The sequence below is a fragment of the Oceaniglobus roseus genome (genome assembly GCF_002869745.1).
Classification (GTDB): domain Bacteria; phylum Pseudomonadota; class Alphaproteobacteria; order Rhodobacterales; family Rhodobacteraceae; genus Oceaniglobus; species Oceaniglobus roseus.
Genome location: NZ_PNOS01000033.1, coordinates 23651 through 39658, shown reverse-complemented (window position 1 = coordinate 39658; position 16008 = coordinate 23651). Strand labels below are relative to the sequence as shown.

Here is a 16008-nt window from a genome sequence, read left to right as displayed (position 1 = left end):
GCCCGGCGACGGCTTGCCGACCGCCCCGCCCTACCCGAGGTAGATCTGCCCCGAGGGATAGCGCACCCGCGGCACGCTGCGGGTCGCGAGGAAGAAGCCGATGGTCAGCGGCCCAACACGGCCGAGGAACATGATCAGGATGATCATCGCCCGCCCGAGCCCGTCCAGCGTCGGCGTCGCGCCCATGGACAGCCCCACCGTCCCGAAGGCCGAGGCGACCTCGAAGGCGAGATCCAGGAAATCGCCGTCGTGGGACATCGAGATCAGGAACAGCCCGGTCATCACCAGGATGATGCTGACCGTGGTCAGGGCCATCACCTTCATAACCTCCTCGATCCCCAGCGAGCGGCCGAAGATGTGCAGCGTCGAGGTGCGCTTGAAGAAGGCGAGCGTCGCCAGCACCAGCACGATCAGCGTCGTCACCTTGATCCCGCCCGCGGTCGAGGCGCTCCCGCCCCCGACCAGCATCAGCAGGATCGTCATCAGCGCCGTCGAGTCGTGCATCGCCCCGGTGTTCAGCGTGTTGAACCCGGCGGTGCGCGTCGTCACCGCCTGGAACCAGCTTGCCCAGAGCCGCGCGCCCCAGCCGTCGAGCCCGCCGAGCGTGCCGTCGTTGGTCCATTCCAGCATCGCGAACATCAGCCAGGACCAAAGGATCAGCGCCAGTGTACCCGTCAGCATCAGCTTGGAATGGAGGCTGAGGGTGCGGAACCGCCGTTTCTCGTAGATGTCGGCGACCACGACGAAGCCGATGCCGCCGAGGATGAACAGCGCCGGGATGACGATGTTGATGACCGGGTTGTCGACATAGTGCATCAGGCTGTCCCGGAACAGCGAGAATCCCGCGTTGTTGAAGGCCGACACGGCGTGGAACACCGATTGCCACAGCCCCGGCCAGAACCCGAACTCGGGGACGAAGACGAAGGACAGGAACACCACCCCCACCGCCTCGCAGAGCAGCGCGATCGAGAAGATCACCCGTACCAGCGTCGTGAGGTTGCTCATCGAGGTCTGGTTCAGGTCCTCCTTCAGGATCAGCCGCTGCGGCATCCCGATAGAGATGCCGAGCGCCAGCAGGACCAGCCCCGCGAAGGTCATCAGCCCGAGACCTCCGAGCTGGATCAGCACCAGGATCACCGCCTGCCCGAACAGGGTGAAGATCGACCCGGTGTCGACCACGAACAGCCCCGTCACCGTCACCGCCGAGGTCGAGGTGAACAGCGCGTCGCTCCAGCTGATCGGCTCGGTCGTGGCGATCGGCAGCTTCAGCAGCCCGCAACCGACGATGACGAGCACGAGATAGAGCGCGGCGAGGAAGGCCGGTGGCGGGATCTGCCACATGCGGCGCCGCGTCCGGGTCTTCAGGCGGATGGCCAAGCCCATCAGAGCGTCGCCGCGAAGGCCCTGAGATCCTTGCGCTGCCCCAGGAGCAGCAGCCGGTCGTCGCCCTGAAGCGTGCAGCTGTCGCCGTCGCGGCCGATGAAATCGGTGCCCCGCATGATCCCGACGCAGCGCAGGTTGTGGTTCTTGGTGTGCGGCAGCTCGCTCAGCTTCTTGCCCTCCAGGCTTTCGGGGACCATGAAGTTGACGACGTGATAGCCGTTGCCGAGGCTGACATAGTCGCGCACCAGCGGGTTGTGCAGCACCTGCGCGATGTGCTGGCCCACCTCCACCTCGGGGTGGATGATCCGGTCGACCCCCAGCTTCGACAGGATCCGGTGGTGCGTCCGCGTCTTCGCCTTGGCCCAGACCTGCTTCACCCCGATCATCTTCAGATTGATCGAGGCCACGATGTTGGCCTCCAGGTCCTCGCCCATGGCGACCAGCGCGGTGTCGCAGTCGGCGAAGCCCGCTTCGCGCAGCGCGTTTTCGTCCCGCGCGTCGACGATCATCGCCTGGGTCAGCTTGTCGGCATGGGCCGAGACCAGCCGCTCGTCGATGTCGATGCCGATGACGTGGTTGCCGAAGCGCATCAGCTCGACCGCGACGGTGCTGCCGAAGTTGCCCAGACCGACCACGCCGAAGGTCCTGTTGTGTTTCGCCATGGTGCCCGTGACCGCTGTTTCACATCCGTCGTTTCACCGGCAACCTAGCGTGCCCGCGGCAGAGGCAACACCCCGCGCAGACGCCGACGCGGCGAATGGTTGCAAGACCCCCTCCCCCAATGCACGACGCTTCGGGCCCCGCGCCCAGAGGGGTCCGGGGAGAAAGCGCTCTGCCAGAGCGGTTTCTCCCCGGCGCGTGCCGAAGCGCCGCCGCCGGACGCGGCGTCTCACCAGAGACCGCTCGCCAGCGTCATCCGCCGCGCGCGCCGGGTGCTGTCGTCACGGACAAGGCGGGCGTTCAGGCGGGCGGGGCGGGGCTCGGAAGCCGTGCGGGCGCGTGGCAGGCTGCGCAGCGAAACCAGCAGCAGGTAGGGGCGGTCGAACATGGCGCTTCTCCTCGTTTCCCGAGGAAATGTACCGGTCGCGCCGCCCTGATGCCAGCCACGACGATGCGCCGCCTGTAAGCCAGGCTATCAGCCCGCCGCCTTCGCCCCGAAGGCCGCCGCCATCAGTTCGCGGGTATAGTCGGTCTTCGGCGAATCGAAGATCTCGCCCGCCGGCCCCGCCTCCACCACGTCGCCGCGCTTCATCACCATCACCTTGTGGCTCAGCGCGCGGACCACCTTCAGGTCGTGCGAGATGAACAGGTAGGCGAGCCTGTACTTCTGCTGGAGATCCCTCAGAAGCTGCACGATCTGCACCTGCACCGTCATGTCCAGCGCGCTGGTCGGCTCGTCCAGGACCACCAGCAGCGGGCGCAGGATCATCGCCCGGGCGATGGCGATGCGCTGCCGCTGGCCGCCCGAGAACTCGTGCGGATAGCGGTGCATGGTCTTCGGATCCAGCCCCACCTCCGACATGATCTCGGCCACCGCCTGCCGCTTGTCCTGGCCCTTGCGCGTGCCGTGGATCGTCAGCCCCTCGGCGATGATCTCCTCCACCGTCATCCGGGGCGAGAGCGAGCCGTAGGGATCCTGGAACACGATCTGCATCGCCCCGCGGATCGGCCGCAGCTGCCGCGACTTCAATCCCTGGATGTCCTTGCCGAGGAACACCACCGGCCCCTCCGACGAGATCAGCCGCATGATCGCCAGCGCGAGCGTGGTCTTTCCCGACCCCGATTCGCCGACGATTCCCACCGTCTCGCCCGCCCGGACGGACAGCGTCGCCGCGTTCACCGCCTTCACGTAGCCTACCGTGCGCTTCAGCAGCCCGCGCTGGATCGGGAACCAGATCTTCAGGTTCTCGGTGCGCACCACCTCCTCGGCATCCCCCGGCACCGGTGCGGGATGGCCCGTCGATTCCGCACCGAGCAGCATCTGCGTATAGGGATGGCGCGGATTGTCGAAGATCTCCGCCGTGCGCCCGGCCTCCACGATCTCGCCGTCCTTCATCACGCAGACCCGGTCGGCGATCTTCCTCACGATGCCGAGGTCGTGGGTGATGAACAGCATCGACATCCCCATCCGCGCCTTCAGCTCGTCCAAGAGCTCGAGGATCTGCGCCTGGATCGTCACGTCCAGCGCCGTCGTCGGCTCGTCCGCGATCAGAAGGTCCGGCCCGTTCGCCAGCGCCATGGCGATCATCACCCGCTGCCGCTGCCCGCCGGACAGCTGGTGCGGATAGGCCTGGAGCCGCTCCTCGGCGTTCTGGATGCCGACCTGGTTCAGAAGCTCCAGCGTCCGCTCCCGCGCCGCCTTGCCGCGCAGGCCCTGGTGCAGGGCCAGCGATTCCTCCAGCTGCCGCTCGATCGTGTGCAGCGGGTTCAGCGAGGTCATCGGCTCCTGGAAGATGAAGCTGATGTCGTTGCCGCGCACCCGGCGCAGCTCCTTCTCCGGCGCGCCCACCATCTCGGCGCCGAGGTACCTGATCGAGCCCGAGGTCTGCGCCGACTCGCCAAGAAGCGACACCGTCGACAGCGCCGTGACCGACTTGCCCGAGCCCGACTCGCCCACCAGCGCCACCGTCTCGCCCTTGTCGATGTGGAACGATACGCCCTTCACGGCGCGCGTCTCGGCGCCGTCCTGGCGGAAGGACACGCTCAGATCGCGGACGTCGAGGATACGGGTCATCGGCAGGAGCTTCCGGTCATGGCAGGGTCAGGGGTCACGCGGTCAGGGCAGCGGTGAGAAGGATCAGTGCGGGGATCGTCACCGCCCCCGCCGCCACCAGCGCCTGGTGGCCGGGGCCGGCGCGTTCGCCCCGCCGGTGCAGGATCCTCCACGAGGCCAGCGCCAGGGCCGAGGGCAGCGCGGGCAGCAGCGCCGGCACCATGGAAAGGAGGGCGAAGCCCAGGTCCTGCGAGGCCGCGTTCGGCGTGCGGTAGACGAAGCCGCCAAGCGCCAGGGCGGCGAAGGCGAAGAACAGGATCAGGAGCCCGTGCAGCACCAGCCCCGTGCAATAGGCCCGCCACAGCCAGTCGGCGGTCAGGCCCCCGCTCACAGCGACACCGCCAGAATGGTGCAGGCCGCCGCCGCAAGGCTCGCGATGACGGTGAACATGCGGAAGCCGAGGCCCGGCCGCTGGCCCCGCTGCGCCCGCCGCCACGCCGCCGCCAGCACGGCAAGGGCGATGCCGATCACCACGAAGGCGGCCCAGAAGGTCGGCGGATGGCTGAGGATCGGCAGCGGCGGCCCCTGCACGATCGCCGCCAGCAGGTCGCCGCCGAACACCGCCACGTCGATCGCCAGCAGCACCAGCCCCGCCCCGTAGAGCGGCGCAGCGCGCATGGTGTCGCCGAGGCGGCCCATCGCGGTCACCGGAAGGTCTTCCGCGGATCGAAGGCGTCGCGCACGCCCTCGAAGATGAAGACCAGCAGCGACAGCATGATCGCGAAGGTCAGGAACGCGGTGATCCCCAGCCACGGCGCCTGAAGGTTCTGCTTCGCCTGCAACGTCAGCTCTCCCAGCGAGGGCGCCGAGGACGGCAGGCCGAAGCCGAGGAAGTCGAGCGAGGCGAGGGTCGAGATCGTGCCGGTGATGATGAAGGGCAGCATCGTCACCGTCGCCACCATGGCGTTCGGCAGGGTGTGGCGGAACATGATCGTCCAGTTGCCGACGCCGAGCGCCTTCGCCGCGCGGACGTATTCGAAGTTCCGCGCCCGCAGGAACTCGGCCCGGACCACACCCACCAGCGCGGGCCAGCCGAACAGCACCGTGACGAAGACCAGCAGCCAGAAACTTCGCCCGAGGATCGCGAACAGGATGATGATGACGTAGAGCGACGGCATCGAGGTCCAGATCTCGAGGAAGCGCTGGAACAGCAGGTCGGTGTAGCCGCCGAAATACCCCTGCACCGCCCCCGCCGCGATGCCGACGATCGAGGTCAGGACCGTCACGATCAGCGTGAACAGGATCGACAGGCGGAAGCCGTAGATCACCCGCGCCGCCACGTCCCGCGCCGTGTCGTCGGTGCCGAGGATGTGCTGGCTGTCCGGCGGAGAGGGCGCCGCGCGGCCGAGGTCGTTGATCGTGTCGTAGGAATAGGGGATCGGCGGCCAGAGGATCCAGCCGGGCTCGGCCCCTTCCACCGTCTCCCCGGCCTTGATCTGCGCGATCAGCGCCTCGGGTTCGTCGAAGCAGTCTTCCAGCCCCCCGGTCACGATCAGGCACTGCACCTCCGGGTCGCCATAGACGGCCTCGGTCCGGAAATCGCCGCCGAAGTCCTGCTCGGAATAGAAGTTGAACACCGGCGCATAGGTCTCGCCGCGATAGCTGACGAGGATCGGCTTGTCGTTGGCGATGAACTCGGCGAACAGCGACAGGGTGAAGATGACGAGGAAGATCCAGAGCGACCAGAAGGCCCGTCGGTTGCGCGTGAAGTTCCTCAGCCGCCGCTTGTTCAGCGGGCTCAGCCACCCGCCCTGCCGCGGCGGCGCCTCGACCGGGGCGGGCGCGTCCATCCCCGGCACCGGCTGAAGGCCGGGCTGGTTCTGCCAGGCAAGGTCGCCGTCGCGGCGGCGCAGCGCCAGCGGCTCCCCGGTGTCGTAGACCGGGCCGCGGATCTTGTCGGGATCGGAACGGTTGGCCACGGCTCAGGTCTCCCGGGTCTCGAAGTCGATGCGCGGATCGACGAGGACATACATCAGGTCCGACAGGATGCCGACGACCAGCCCGATCAGCCCGAAGAAGAACAGCGTGCCGAAGATCACCGGGTAATCCCGCTGCACCGCCGCCTCGAATCCCAGCCGCCCCAGACCGTCGAGCGAGAAGATCGTCTCGATGATCAGCGAGCCGCCGAAGAAGACGCCGATGAACACCGCCGGAAAGCCCGCGATCACGATCAGCATCGCATTGCGGAAGATGTGCCCGTACAGCACCCGCCCCTCGGACAGCCCCTTCGCCTTCGCCGTGACCACATACTGCTTCTTGATCTCGTCGAGGAAGCTGTTCTTCGTCAGCAGCGTCAGCGTCGCGAAGGCCGAGATGGTCGAGGCCAGCACCGGCAGCGTGATGTGCCAGAAGTAGTCGGCGATCTTGCCCATGGTGCTCAGCTGGGCGAAGTTGTCCGAGGTCAGGCCGCGCAGCGGGAAGATCTGGAAGTACGACCCTCCCGCGAACAGCACCAGCAGCAGGATCGCGAACAGGAAGCCCGGGATCGCATAGGCCACGATGATCAGCGCGCTGGTCCAGGTGTCGAAGGAGGAACCGTCCTTCACCGCCTTGCGGATACCCAGCGGAATCGACACGAGATAGGCGATGACCGTCGACCACAGCCCCAGCGTGATCGACACCGGCATCTTCTCCAGCACCAGGTCCATGACCGAGATCGAGCGGAAGTAGCTGTCGCCGAAGTCGAACCGGACATAGTTCCACATCATGTTCAGGAACCGCTCGAGCGGCGGCTTGTCGAAGCCGAACTCCTTTTCCAGCTTGGCGATGAACTCGGGCGGCAGACCCCGCGCGCCGACATAGCTTTCGGTGTCTGCGGTCTGGTTCTGCGCGTCGCCCGCCCCGCCGTTGATCCCGGCGAAGGTGTCGGACTGGCCCTGAAGCTGCGCGATGACCGACTCGATCGGCCCGCCGGGGACGAACTGGGTCAGCACGAAGTTCAGGATCATGATCCCGAGCAGGGTCGGGATGATCAGCAGCAGCCGGCGGAGGATGTAGGCGCCCATGGCGGGATCAGAACGCCCCGGCAGCTTTCAGCTGCTGGCCCTTCTCGGCGTTGTACCACCAGAAATCGAGGTTCCCCAGCGAATAGGGCGGCAGCGGATCGGGATGCTCGAACATGTCGTAGTAGGCGACCCAGTACTTGTCGAGGTACCAGACCGGCACCATGAAATAGGCGTGGCGCATGATCCGGTCGATGGCCCGGACCGCCGCCTGCATGTCCTCCAGGTTGTCGGTCTCGATCAGCCGCTCGATCAGCTTGTCGACCGCCGGATCGCAATAGCCCGCGGGGTTGAACACGTCGTCGCGGTCGTCGCAGCCATAGCGCTGAGAGATCCCCCGCGCCTCCTCCAGCCCGTTGGTGTAGCTGTCGAAGATCATCTCGAAATCGTGGTTCCGCACCCGGTCGGTGTACTGGGAATCGTCGATCCGGTTATAGACCGCCTGCACCCCCAGCCGCTTCAGGTTGTCGATGTAGGGCAGGATGATGCGGTCGTTGCTGGGGTTGTTCTCGATGAACTCCAGGCTCAGCACCTCGCCGTCCTTGCGCCGGATGCCGTCGTCCCCGGCGACCCAGCCCGCGTCGTTCAGCAGGGCCGAGGCCGCGCGCAACGCGCCGCGGTCGAGCTGCCGGTCGCTGCCGTCGTCCGCGACGAACACCGGCTCGGTCAGGATGGCGGGGTCGATCAGGTCCTCGACCGTCTTCAGAAGCTCCAGCTCGCGCCCCTCCGGCACGCCCTTCGCCTCCAGGTCGGAGTTCTGCCAGAACGACTGCCGATGCGCGAAGAGCCCGTATTGCAGCGTGTCGTTCGTCCAGGTGAAGTTGAACATCATCCCCAGCGCCTTCCTGACCCGCGGATCCTGGAACTTCTCCTTCCGCAGGTTGAAGACGAAGCCGGTGGCCGTCGGCAGGTCGCCGTCCGGCAGCTCGGTCTTGACGATTGTGCCGTTCTCGACCTTCGGGAAATCGTACTGCGTCGCCCAGGTCAGGCTGCTCGTCTCCTGCCGGAAGGTGTAGGCGCCCGCCTTGAACCCTTCGAGCGCGGCGTTGCTGTCGGCGAAGAACTCGACCCTCAGCGTGTCGAAGTTGGCCGTGCCCTTGTTGATCGGCAGGTCCTTCCCCCAGTAATCGGGGTTCTTCTTCAGCACGATCCGCCGGTTCACCTCGATCTGGTCATAGACATATGGACCGGACCCTGGCGAGTTCTCCAGCCGGCTCTCGTCCAGCCGCGCGCCGGTGTCCTCGTACCACTTCTTCTGGAAGACGATGAAATACCCGGCCTGGCTGATCAGTCCCTTCCTCGGGATGCCGTCGGCGAAGTTGAACTTCACCTTGTGCGGCCCCAGCACCTCGACCGAGGGGATCATCGCCTTCACCGCGGACGAGAACGAGGGCAGCCCCTGCTCCATCAGGATGTCATAGGTGAACTTCACGTCCTCCGCCGTCAGCGGCGTGCCGTCCGAGAAGGTCGCTTCGGGGCGCAGGTTGAAGATCACCCAGTCCTGGCTCTCGGGATACTCAAGGGTCGAGCACAGCAGGCAGTAGGAGCCGTAGGCGTCGTCCGCGACCGAGGTCATCAGCCGCTCGTAGGGCAGGACGGAGAAGCCGTGCGCCCGGCCCTTGCGGGAATAGGGGTTCATCGAATCGAACGTCCCCCGCGCCCAGGTCGACATCTCGCCGCCCTTGGGCGCATCGACGTTGACGTAATCGAGGTGGCTGAAGTTCTCGTCGTACTTCAGCGTCCCGAGGTCGGAGAAGCCGTAGGAGGTGATGATCTTCTCGTCGCCCTCGGACGTGCCCGCATCGTCCGACTGCGCCCGCGCCATCCCGGCGCCGAAGGCCAGAGCGCCGCCCAGAAGCAGCGCCCCGAGCCATCGCAGCCCCTGCTCTCCCGGTCTGGCCGGGGCCGCCGCGACGGCGACGGCAGGGTGGCGACGGGTGGGGGATCGGTGCATGGGCGTGTTCCTTTTCGCGTCGGGAAAGCAGGGGCACAACTCGTCTGCAAGGTAAAGGCAAGGCAGGGGGGATCAAGTTGAAACTCCGTGATCCTCCCGACATCTCCCTGCAATGTTCCGCCGATCCCGCCTTGGCGGAAACCGAACGAAAACGGCCGCCGCGGTCCCGCGACGGCCGTGCCCGGTAAGCCTGTGGCGGGTCTCAGCCCTCGGTCGACTGGAGGTAGGCGATGACGTTCGCGCGGTCCTCGGGCTTCGGCAGGCCGGCGAAGCCCATCTTGGTGCCCGGCGCATAGCCCTTGGGATCCTTCAGGAAGTGATAGAGGTTCTCGGGCGTCCAGACGTCCGCGACCTTCTCCAGCGCGCCGGAATAGGCATAGCCGTCGATCGAGTCCACCGGGCGGCCGACCACGTTGTGCAGCGTCGGGCCGGTGCCGTTGGCGCCTGCCTCCAGCTTGTGGCAGGCCTTGCACTTGCCGAAGATACGCTCGCCCGAGCCGACGTCGGCCGACGCGAGAAGCTCCTCCACCGGCGGATCCTCCGCCGCGGCCTCGCCGCCGCCCGACCCCTCGGACTCCGGCACGTCGATGACATAGGCCTGCTCTTCCTCGCCATGTCCGCCGCCGACATGGTACAGAGCCTCGGCAGCCCAGCCCCCCAGCAGAAAGATCAGGAACGCGCCGCAAAACGCGCCCACGGCCTTGGTGATGGTCATTGTGTCGAACATGTCGCGATCCGTCTCAGCTGTGCGTTGCCGTGCTACCTATCCCCTTCCAGCCCCCCCTTTCAAGCGCTATGAGCCGCGACGAAACGCCCGGTGACGCTTATTTTCGACACCGGATGCCGGAAAGGAGCCGCCATGCCCGGAAAGATATCGTTCCAGGGTGAACTGGGGGCCTACAGCCACCAGGCCTGCGTCCAGTCGCGACCCGATCACCTGCCGCTGCCCTGCACCACCTTCGAGGACGCGCTCGAGGCCGTGCGCTCGGGCGAGGCGGACCTCGGCATGATCGCGGTCGAGAACTCGACTTACGGCCGCGTCGCCGACGTCCACTCGCTCTTGCCGAACTCGGGGCTGAAGATCGTCGACGAGGCCTTCGTGCGGGTCCACATCTGCCTTCTCGGCGTGCCCGGCGCGACACTCGACCAGGTGAAGACGGCGATGAGCCACACCGTCCTGCTCGGCCAGTGCAAGAAGTTCCTGAAAAGCCACGCGATCAGGCCCGTGACCGGCGCCGATACCGCAGGCTCCGCCGCGCTCGTCGCGCAGCGGGGCGATGCCGCGGCCGCCGCGCTGGCCTCGGAACTCGCCGGGCAGATCTACGGGCTGGAAACGCTGGCGAAGAACATCGAGGACAACAGCAACAACACCACCCGCTTCCTCGTGATGGCGCGCGAGGCGGACCTGTCGCGCCGCGGCGACGGCGCCATGGTCACGTCCTTCGTCTTCCGCGTGAGGAACATCCCCGCCGCGCTCTACAAGGCCATGGGCGGCTTCGCCACGAACGGCATCAACATGACCAAGCTCGAAAGCTACATGGTCAACGGCGAATTCACGGCGACCCAGTTCTATGCCGATGTCGAAGGCCACCCCGACGACGAGAACATGAAGCTCGCCTTCGACGAGCTCGCCCATTTCACCAGCGAACTGACGGTTCTGGGCACCTACCCCCGGCGTCTGTGATCGCCCCGCCCGTCAGGGCGCCAGCACCGCGGCCACGTTGGCCCGGTGGACCGCCTCGTAGGGGGCGAACCAGGTGGTCGCGCCGCCCTCCAGCGCCGCCGCCACGACATCGCGCAGCGGCAGGTCCGCTCTCGAAGGATCCTCCCGCAGCGCCAGCAGCCACGCCACATAGTCCCGCGTCGCCGCGATCAGCCCCGGACCATAGCCGCCCGCCGCGATCCGCCCGGGATCGCCGTGGCACGGCAGGATGCGCCGCAGGTCGAGCCGCGCCATCCGGTCGAGTTCTGACAGGTGGAGGCCCAGCCGCTCCGGCTCGGCCACGTAGGTCACGGTATCCTCCAGCGTGTCGCCCGCCAGCAGCAGCCGCGGCACCGGCAGCAGCATCGTCAGCCCGTCGCGGCTGTGGATGTCGTAGGGGTGCAGCTCCAGCTCCACCGCCCCGGCCCGCAGCCCCATGACCCCGTCGAACACCGTCGTCGGCATCGCCAGCGGCGCGATCGGCGGCGTGCCCGCGGCGAAGACGTCGCGCTGCGCCTCCATCGCCTCGGCCGTCGCGCGCAGGGCGATGATCTCGCACTCCGCGAAGGCCGCGCCGCCGGCCACGTGGTCGCGGTGGTGGTGGCTCAGCACCACGCGGACCGACCGCACCCCGCGCCGCTCCAGCTCGGCCCGGATCGCCCGCCCATGGTCGGGCGACAGCCCGGTGTCGAACAGCACCGCCTCGCCATCGTCCACCACGGCATAGGTGGCGATCCCCAGGACATAGCCGCCGTCGTCCATCCAGTTCGCCGCGTCGGAGACCAGCCGCCGCCCTGGCACGCGGCCGTCGTAGAAGGCCAGGACGTGGGGCGCGGGCTCCAACACCCGCATCGTCGCCGTCGACACCATGAGCCACCTCCGCGCGCGAAACGGCCTCACCTGACCACGCCCCGCGCCGCGATGCAAACGCCCGCCGGGGTGGACAAACGCCCCCCGATGGCCCACATCGCCCCCTTCAAGCCAATCGCAACGGGAATCCCGCCATGACTGACCTGAGCCTGCGTCACAACGTGACGCGCGATCTTGCCCCCCTCCGGACGCTGCTGACCGACGAAGGCGACCTGGCGCTGGTCAATCCCAGCGCCAAGCACCCGTTCGACCCGCTCGAATGGCAGGAGAAGTGGCTGGCCGACCTCGACGACGAATCCTTCTACATCCTCGACGCCACCGGCGCCGAAGTCGGCTTCTTCGCCCTGCGCCCCGGCGTCGGCCCGGAAATGCGCCACCTCGCCTATGTCTACCTCTCGCCCGAGCAGCGCGGCGGTTCGGGCGCCCGCGTTGCCGAACTGGCCGAGGAGGCCGCGAAGAGCCTGGGCGCCGCGCTCGTCACCCTGAAGGTCGAGGTCGAGAACGAACCGGCCGTGAACACCTACAAGGCGGCCGGGTACGAGGAAGTCGCGCGCAACGACAACATGGCGACGATGATGCGCGAAGTGGACTGAACAGGCCCCGAATCCCTTGAGGCGGCAAGAACCCTGTCCATCGCGACCTTAGGCTGAGTTGACCCAAGGGCAGCGCGCTAGGAGGGTGAGCTTTCTGATAACATTCAGAAATCTCGGGGAGGACATCCATGATACGCCTGCTTTCTTCCGCGGCGGCCATTGCCCTGGTCGCGGCTTCGGCCCATGCCCAAAGCGCGGAGCTGCCGCCCAACATCGAACGCCTGCAAAGCATGCAGTCCACCGGCGTGAAGGATTTCACGACCGTCGAACAGACCGGCGCCTATGCCGACGGCATCAAGAAGACGCTGGAAGGCATCAAGATGCCCGACGGCTTCAAGATCGAGCTCTACGCCGTCGTCCCCGACGCGCGCCACATCGCCGTCGGTCCGCAGGGCGTCGTCACCTTCGTCGGCACCCGCAAGGACAAGGTCTGGGCCGTCACCGACCGCAACAAGGACCGCGTCGCCGACGAGGTGAAGGATTTCGCCCCCTCGCTGACCTTCACCATCCCGAACGGCGTCTGCTTCAGCCCCGACGGATTCCTCTACATCGCCGAACAGAACCGCGTGCTGGTCTTCCCGGCGGCCGAGTTCTTCTACGAATCCCCCGACGTCGCCGTGGGCCAGGTTGTGAAGCAGGGAGAGCTGATCCCGACCGACGAGGAATCGTTCAACCACACCGCCCGCGTCTGCGACATCGGCCCCGACGGCAAGCTCTACATCTCGCTCGGCCAGCCGCACAACGTGACGCCGCCCGACAAGATCGAGAAGTACCAGAAGACCGGCATCGGCGGCATCATCCGGATGAACCAGGACGGCACCGGGCGCGAGGTCATCGCCACCGGCGTGCGCAACTCGGTCGGCCAGGACTTCGACCCGCAGACCGGCGACCTGTGGTTCACCGACAACCAGGTCGACGGCATGGGCGACGACATCCCGCCGGGCGAGATCAACCACATGACCGAGATCGGCGCCAACTACGGCCATCCGTGGTACGGCGGCGGCGACATCCGCACCAACGAGTACAAGGACCAGGAAGTGCCGGTCGACGTGACCATGCCCGTGGTCACCACCGTGGCCCATGCCGCGGACCTCGGCATGACGTTCTACACCGGCAACATGTTCCCGGAGAAGTACAAGAACGCCATCTTCTCGGCCCAGCACGGCTCGTGGAACCGCACCACGCCGGTCGGCGCGCGGGTGATGGTGACCACCATCGCCGAGGACGGCACCGCCACGACCGAACCCTTCGCCGAGGGCTGGATCGACTCCAACGGCGAATACCTCGGCCGCCCGGTGGACGTGGCGCAGCTGCGCGACGGCTCGCTCCTCGTCTCCGACGACCTCGCGGGCGCGGTCTACCGGATCAGCTACGGCGAATGATCCGGTCCCTTCTCATCGGCCTCGGCGGGGTGATCCTCGCCGGGGCGGTTCACGCCCAGGACGGGGGAGACCCCGCCGAGGGCAAGAAGCTTGCCGGGATGTGCCGCACCTGCCACGGGATCGACGGCTATGCGAAGATCCCGGTCGCTCCGCACATCGGCGGCGAGCAGGCGGCCTACATCGTCCGCCAGCTCACCGCCTTTCACGAGGGCACCCGCCAGAACGAGATGATGAGCGTGGTCGCCGCCTCGCTCTCGGAACAGCAGATCGCCGACCTCGCCGCCTGGTATTCCAGCCAGAAGGCCACGGCGACCCTGACCGCCGATCCCTCGGGCGCGCCCGAGGCCTGCGTGTCCTGCCACGGGGTAGACGGCATGGCGGTGGTCGAGGGGGCGCCGAACCTCGCGGGCGAGACGAACATCTACATCGACACCCAGCTGAAGGCCTTCCGCAGCGGCAAGCGGACGCACGAGATCATGTCGGCCATCGCCGCCGACCTGAGCGACGAGCAGATCCGCGCCGCCGCCGACTGGTACGCCGCGGTGAAGCTGGAGATCGCCTCGCCGGAGTGAGCCCGCCTCACGGGCCGCGGGCGCCGGGCTGAAGCCCGGCCCCCCTGCCTCAGCCCCCGAGCCGCGCCAGCGCCGCCGCCCGCGTCGCGCTCAGGCTCTGGTTCGTGGACAGCGCGTCGGTGTCCATCTTCAGCTCGATCACGGCCGCCCGGCCGCTGTCCCGGGCCCGCCGGAACGCCTCGGGGAAGTCCCCGGTGCGTTCCACGACCTCGCCGTGGCCGCCATAGGCGCGGGCCAGGGCGGCGAAGTCCGGGTTGGCCAAGTCGGTGCCGCTGACCCGCCCCGGATAGTGGTTCTCCTGGTGCATCCGGATCGTGCCGTAGCGGCCGTTGTTGGCCACCACGACGATCGGCGTGGCCCCGTGCTGCACCGCGGTCGACATCTCGTTCAGCGTCATCTGGAAACAGCCGTCCCCGGCAAGGCACACCACGCAGGTGCCGGGCCGCGCCAGCGACGCCGCCACCGAGGCCGGGAAGCCATAGCCCATGGAGCCGCTCGTCGGCGCCAGCTGGGTGCCGTAGCGCTTGAACCGGAAATAGCGGTGCAGCCAGGCCGCATAGTTGCCCGCCCCATTGGTCAGGATCGCATCCTCGGAAAGGTTGGCCGAAAGCCAGCCGACGACCTCCTCCAGCTTCACCTGCCCCGGCGTCTCCTTCGGCTGCTGCCAGGCCTCGTAATCGGCCCGCGCCGCGCGGCACCAGGCCGGATCGCGGGGCGCGTGGTCCAGCGCGGCCAGCTGCGCCGCCACGTCCGCCGCCCGCGCCACGATCCCGAGGTCGGCGCGGAAGACCTTGCCGATCTCGCAGGCATCGGGCGCGACATGGGCGATCCGGACCCCCGGCGCCGCCGGGTCGATCAGCTCGTACCCCCGCGTCGCGATGTCGCCGAGGCGCGCGCCGAGCACCACCAGCAGGTCCGCCGCGGCCAGCCGTTCGCCCAGCTTCGGATTCATCCCCACGGCAAGGTCCCCGGCATAGGCGGGCGAGCGGTTGTCCATGTGGCCCTGCCGCCGGAAGCTCGCCGCGACCGGCACCTGCCAGGCTTCGGCGAACCGCTGCACCGCCGCTGCGGCCTCGGCGCTCCAGTCCGAACCGCCGAGCACCACCAGCGGCCGCTCGGCCGCGGCGATCATCCGGCCCAGCGCCTCGATCTGGTCCGCGTCGGCCCGGGGCACGGCGGGCGCGGTCGGCGCGAGGTCCGCCACGTCGCTCTGCCCCGACAGCATGTCCTCGGGCAGTGCCAGCACCACCGGCCCCGGCCGCCCCGATGTCGCCACGTGGAAGGCCCGGGCGATGTATTCGGGCAGCCTCTCGGTCTGGTCGACCTCGGCCACCCATTTCACCAGGGGGCCGAAGAAGGCGCGGTAGTTCACCTCCTGGAACGCCTCGCGGTCGCGGTGGCCGCGGGCGATCTGGCCGACGAAGGCCACCATCGGCGTGCTGTCCTGCATCGCGACGTGCAGGCCCGCGCTCGCGTTGCTGGCGCCGGGGCCGCGGGTGACGAACAGGACGCCGGGCTTGCCGGTCAGCTTGGCATGGGCCTCGGCCATCATCGCGGCCCCGCCCTCCTGGCGGCAGACGACGTTCGGGATGCCGCTGTCGTAAAGCCCGTCGAGCGCCGCGAGGAAGCTTTCTCCGGGCACCGAGAACACCCGCTCCACCCCCTGCGCCGCAAGCGCCGCCGCCAGTATCTGCCCGCCGTGCCGTGCCATGTCCGCTCCTGCCTGCCGAAATCTTGCTGCCCCCGCGCCACCGGGCTAGGTCAGACCGGAAGCCAT

At 67.9% G+C, this 16008-nt stretch carries 16 protein-coding genes; 4 read left to right on the top strand and 12 right to left on the bottom strand.

Annotation, left to right across the window (positions count from 1 at the left end; translation table 11 throughout):
• Positions 1 to 30: 30 nt before the first annotated feature.
• From A7B20_RS15775 to A7B20_RS15735, 10 genes are all read right to left on the bottom strand, one after another.
• On the bottom strand, positions 31 to 1383 hold the full coding sequence (locus tag A7B20_RS15775; RefSeq protein WP_172961036.1) for a TrkH family potassium uptake protein: 1353 nt from the start codon (positions 1381 to 1383) through the stop codon (positions 31 to 33).
• Positions 1383 to 2045 carry a potassium channel family protein gene (locus A7B20_RS15770; RefSeq protein ID WP_102109542.1) on the bottom strand — a complete coding sequence of 221 codons (663 nt, stop codon included), beginning with the start codon at positions 2043 to 2045 and terminating at the stop codon, positions 1383 to 1385. The genes A7B20_RS15775 and A7B20_RS15770 overlap by 1 nt, the downstream gene beginning before the upstream one ends.
• A gap of 227 nt (positions 2046 to 2272) precedes the next feature.
• On the bottom strand, positions 2273 to 2431 hold the full coding sequence (locus A7B20_RS21325; RefSeq protein ID WP_157937704.1) for a hypothetical protein: 159 nt from the start codon (positions 2429 to 2431) through the stop codon (positions 2273 to 2275).
• A gap of 87 nt (positions 2432 to 2518) precedes the next feature.
• Positions 2519 to 4117 carry an ABC transporter ATP-binding protein gene (locus A7B20_RS15765; protein WP_102109541.1) on the bottom strand — a complete coding sequence of 533 codons (1599 nt, stop codon included), beginning with the start codon at positions 4115 to 4117 and terminating at the stop codon, positions 2519 to 2521.
• 34 nt (positions 4118 to 4151) lie between these two features.
• Positions 4152 to 4487, bottom strand: a complete 336-nt coding sequence (locus tag A7B20_RS15760) for a hypothetical protein (RefSeq protein WP_102109540.1) — start codon at positions 4485 to 4487, stop codon at positions 4152 to 4154.
• The gene (locus A7B20_RS15755) at positions 4484 to 4804 is read right to left on the bottom strand and encodes a hypothetical protein (RefSeq protein WP_102109539.1); all 321 of its coding nucleotides are present in this window, start codon (positions 4802 to 4804) and stop codon (positions 4484 to 4486) included. The genes A7B20_RS15760 and A7B20_RS15755 overlap by 4 nt, the downstream gene beginning before the upstream one ends.
• On the bottom strand, positions 4801 to 5946 hold the full coding sequence (locus tag A7B20_RS15750; RefSeq protein ID WP_102109563.1) for an ABC transporter permease: 1146 nt from the start codon (positions 5944 to 5946) through the stop codon (positions 4801 to 4803). Before A7B20_RS15750 ends, A7B20_RS15755 begins: the two co-directional genes overlap by 4 nt.
• A gap of 132 nt (positions 5947 to 6078) precedes the next feature.
• Positions 6079 to 7161 carry a microcin C ABC transporter permease YejB gene (locus A7B20_RS15745; RefSeq protein ID WP_102109538.1) on the bottom strand — a complete coding sequence of 361 codons (1083 nt, stop codon included), beginning with the start codon at positions 7159 to 7161 and terminating at the stop codon, positions 6079 to 6081.
• A gap of 7 nt (positions 7162 to 7168) precedes the next feature.
• Positions 7169 to 9112, bottom strand: a complete 1944-nt coding sequence (locus A7B20_RS15740; RefSeq protein WP_245866996.1) for an extracellular solute-binding protein — start codon at positions 9110 to 9112, stop codon at positions 7169 to 7171.
• Positions 9113 to 9314: 202 nt separating this feature from the next.
• Entirely contained in the window at positions 9315 to 9839 is a 525-nt protein-coding gene (locus tag A7B20_RS15735; protein WP_102109537.1) for a c-type cytochrome, read from the bottom strand.
• Between the two features lie 132 nt (positions 9840 to 9971).
• Here A7B20_RS15735 and A7B20_RS15730 point away from each other — a divergent pair, with 132 nt between their 5' ends.
• Entirely contained in the window at positions 9972 to 10796 is an 825-nt protein-coding gene (locus A7B20_RS15730; protein ID WP_102109536.1) for a prephenate dehydratase, read from the top strand.
• Between the two features lie 12 nt (positions 10797 to 10808).
• Here the strand turns inward: A7B20_RS15730 and A7B20_RS15725 are convergent, their stop codons facing one another.
• Complete coding sequence (locus A7B20_RS15725; protein WP_102109535.1) at positions 10809 to 11684, bottom strand: MBL fold metallo-hydrolase; 876 nt, start codon at positions 11682 to 11684, stop codon at positions 10809 to 10811.
• A gap of 134 nt (positions 11685 to 11818) precedes the next feature.
• Between A7B20_RS15725 and A7B20_RS15720 the strand changes: the two genes are divergently transcribed.
• The 3 genes from A7B20_RS15720 (at position 11819) to A7B20_RS15710 (ending at position 14231) form a co-directional block, all read left to right on the top strand.
• Positions 11819 to 12277, top strand: coding sequence for a GNAT family N-acetyltransferase (locus A7B20_RS15720; RefSeq protein ID WP_102109534.1), 459 nt, complete (start codon positions 11819 to 11821; stop codon positions 12275 to 12277).
• A gap of 128 nt (positions 12278 to 12405) precedes the next feature.
• Complete coding sequence (locus tag A7B20_RS15715) at positions 12406 to 13659, top strand: PQQ-dependent sugar dehydrogenase (RefSeq protein WP_102109533.1); 1254 nt, start codon at positions 12406 to 12408, stop codon at positions 13657 to 13659.
• Positions 13656 to 14231 (top strand): c-type cytochrome, encoded by a 576-nt coding sequence (locus A7B20_RS15710; RefSeq protein ID WP_102109532.1) that lies wholly within the window; start codon positions 13656 to 13658, stop codon positions 14229 to 14231. Before A7B20_RS15715 ends, A7B20_RS15710 begins: the two co-directional genes overlap by 4 nt.
• 49 nt (positions 14232 to 14280) lie before the next feature.
• On the opposite strand, the gene A7B20_RS15705 is transcribed toward A7B20_RS15710, so the two are convergent.
• On the bottom strand, positions 14281 to 15942 hold the full coding sequence (locus A7B20_RS15705; RefSeq protein ID WP_102109531.1) for a thiamine pyrophosphate-binding protein: 1662 nt from the start codon (positions 15940 to 15942) through the stop codon (positions 14281 to 14283).
• Positions 15943 to 16008 lie beyond the last annotated feature (66 nt).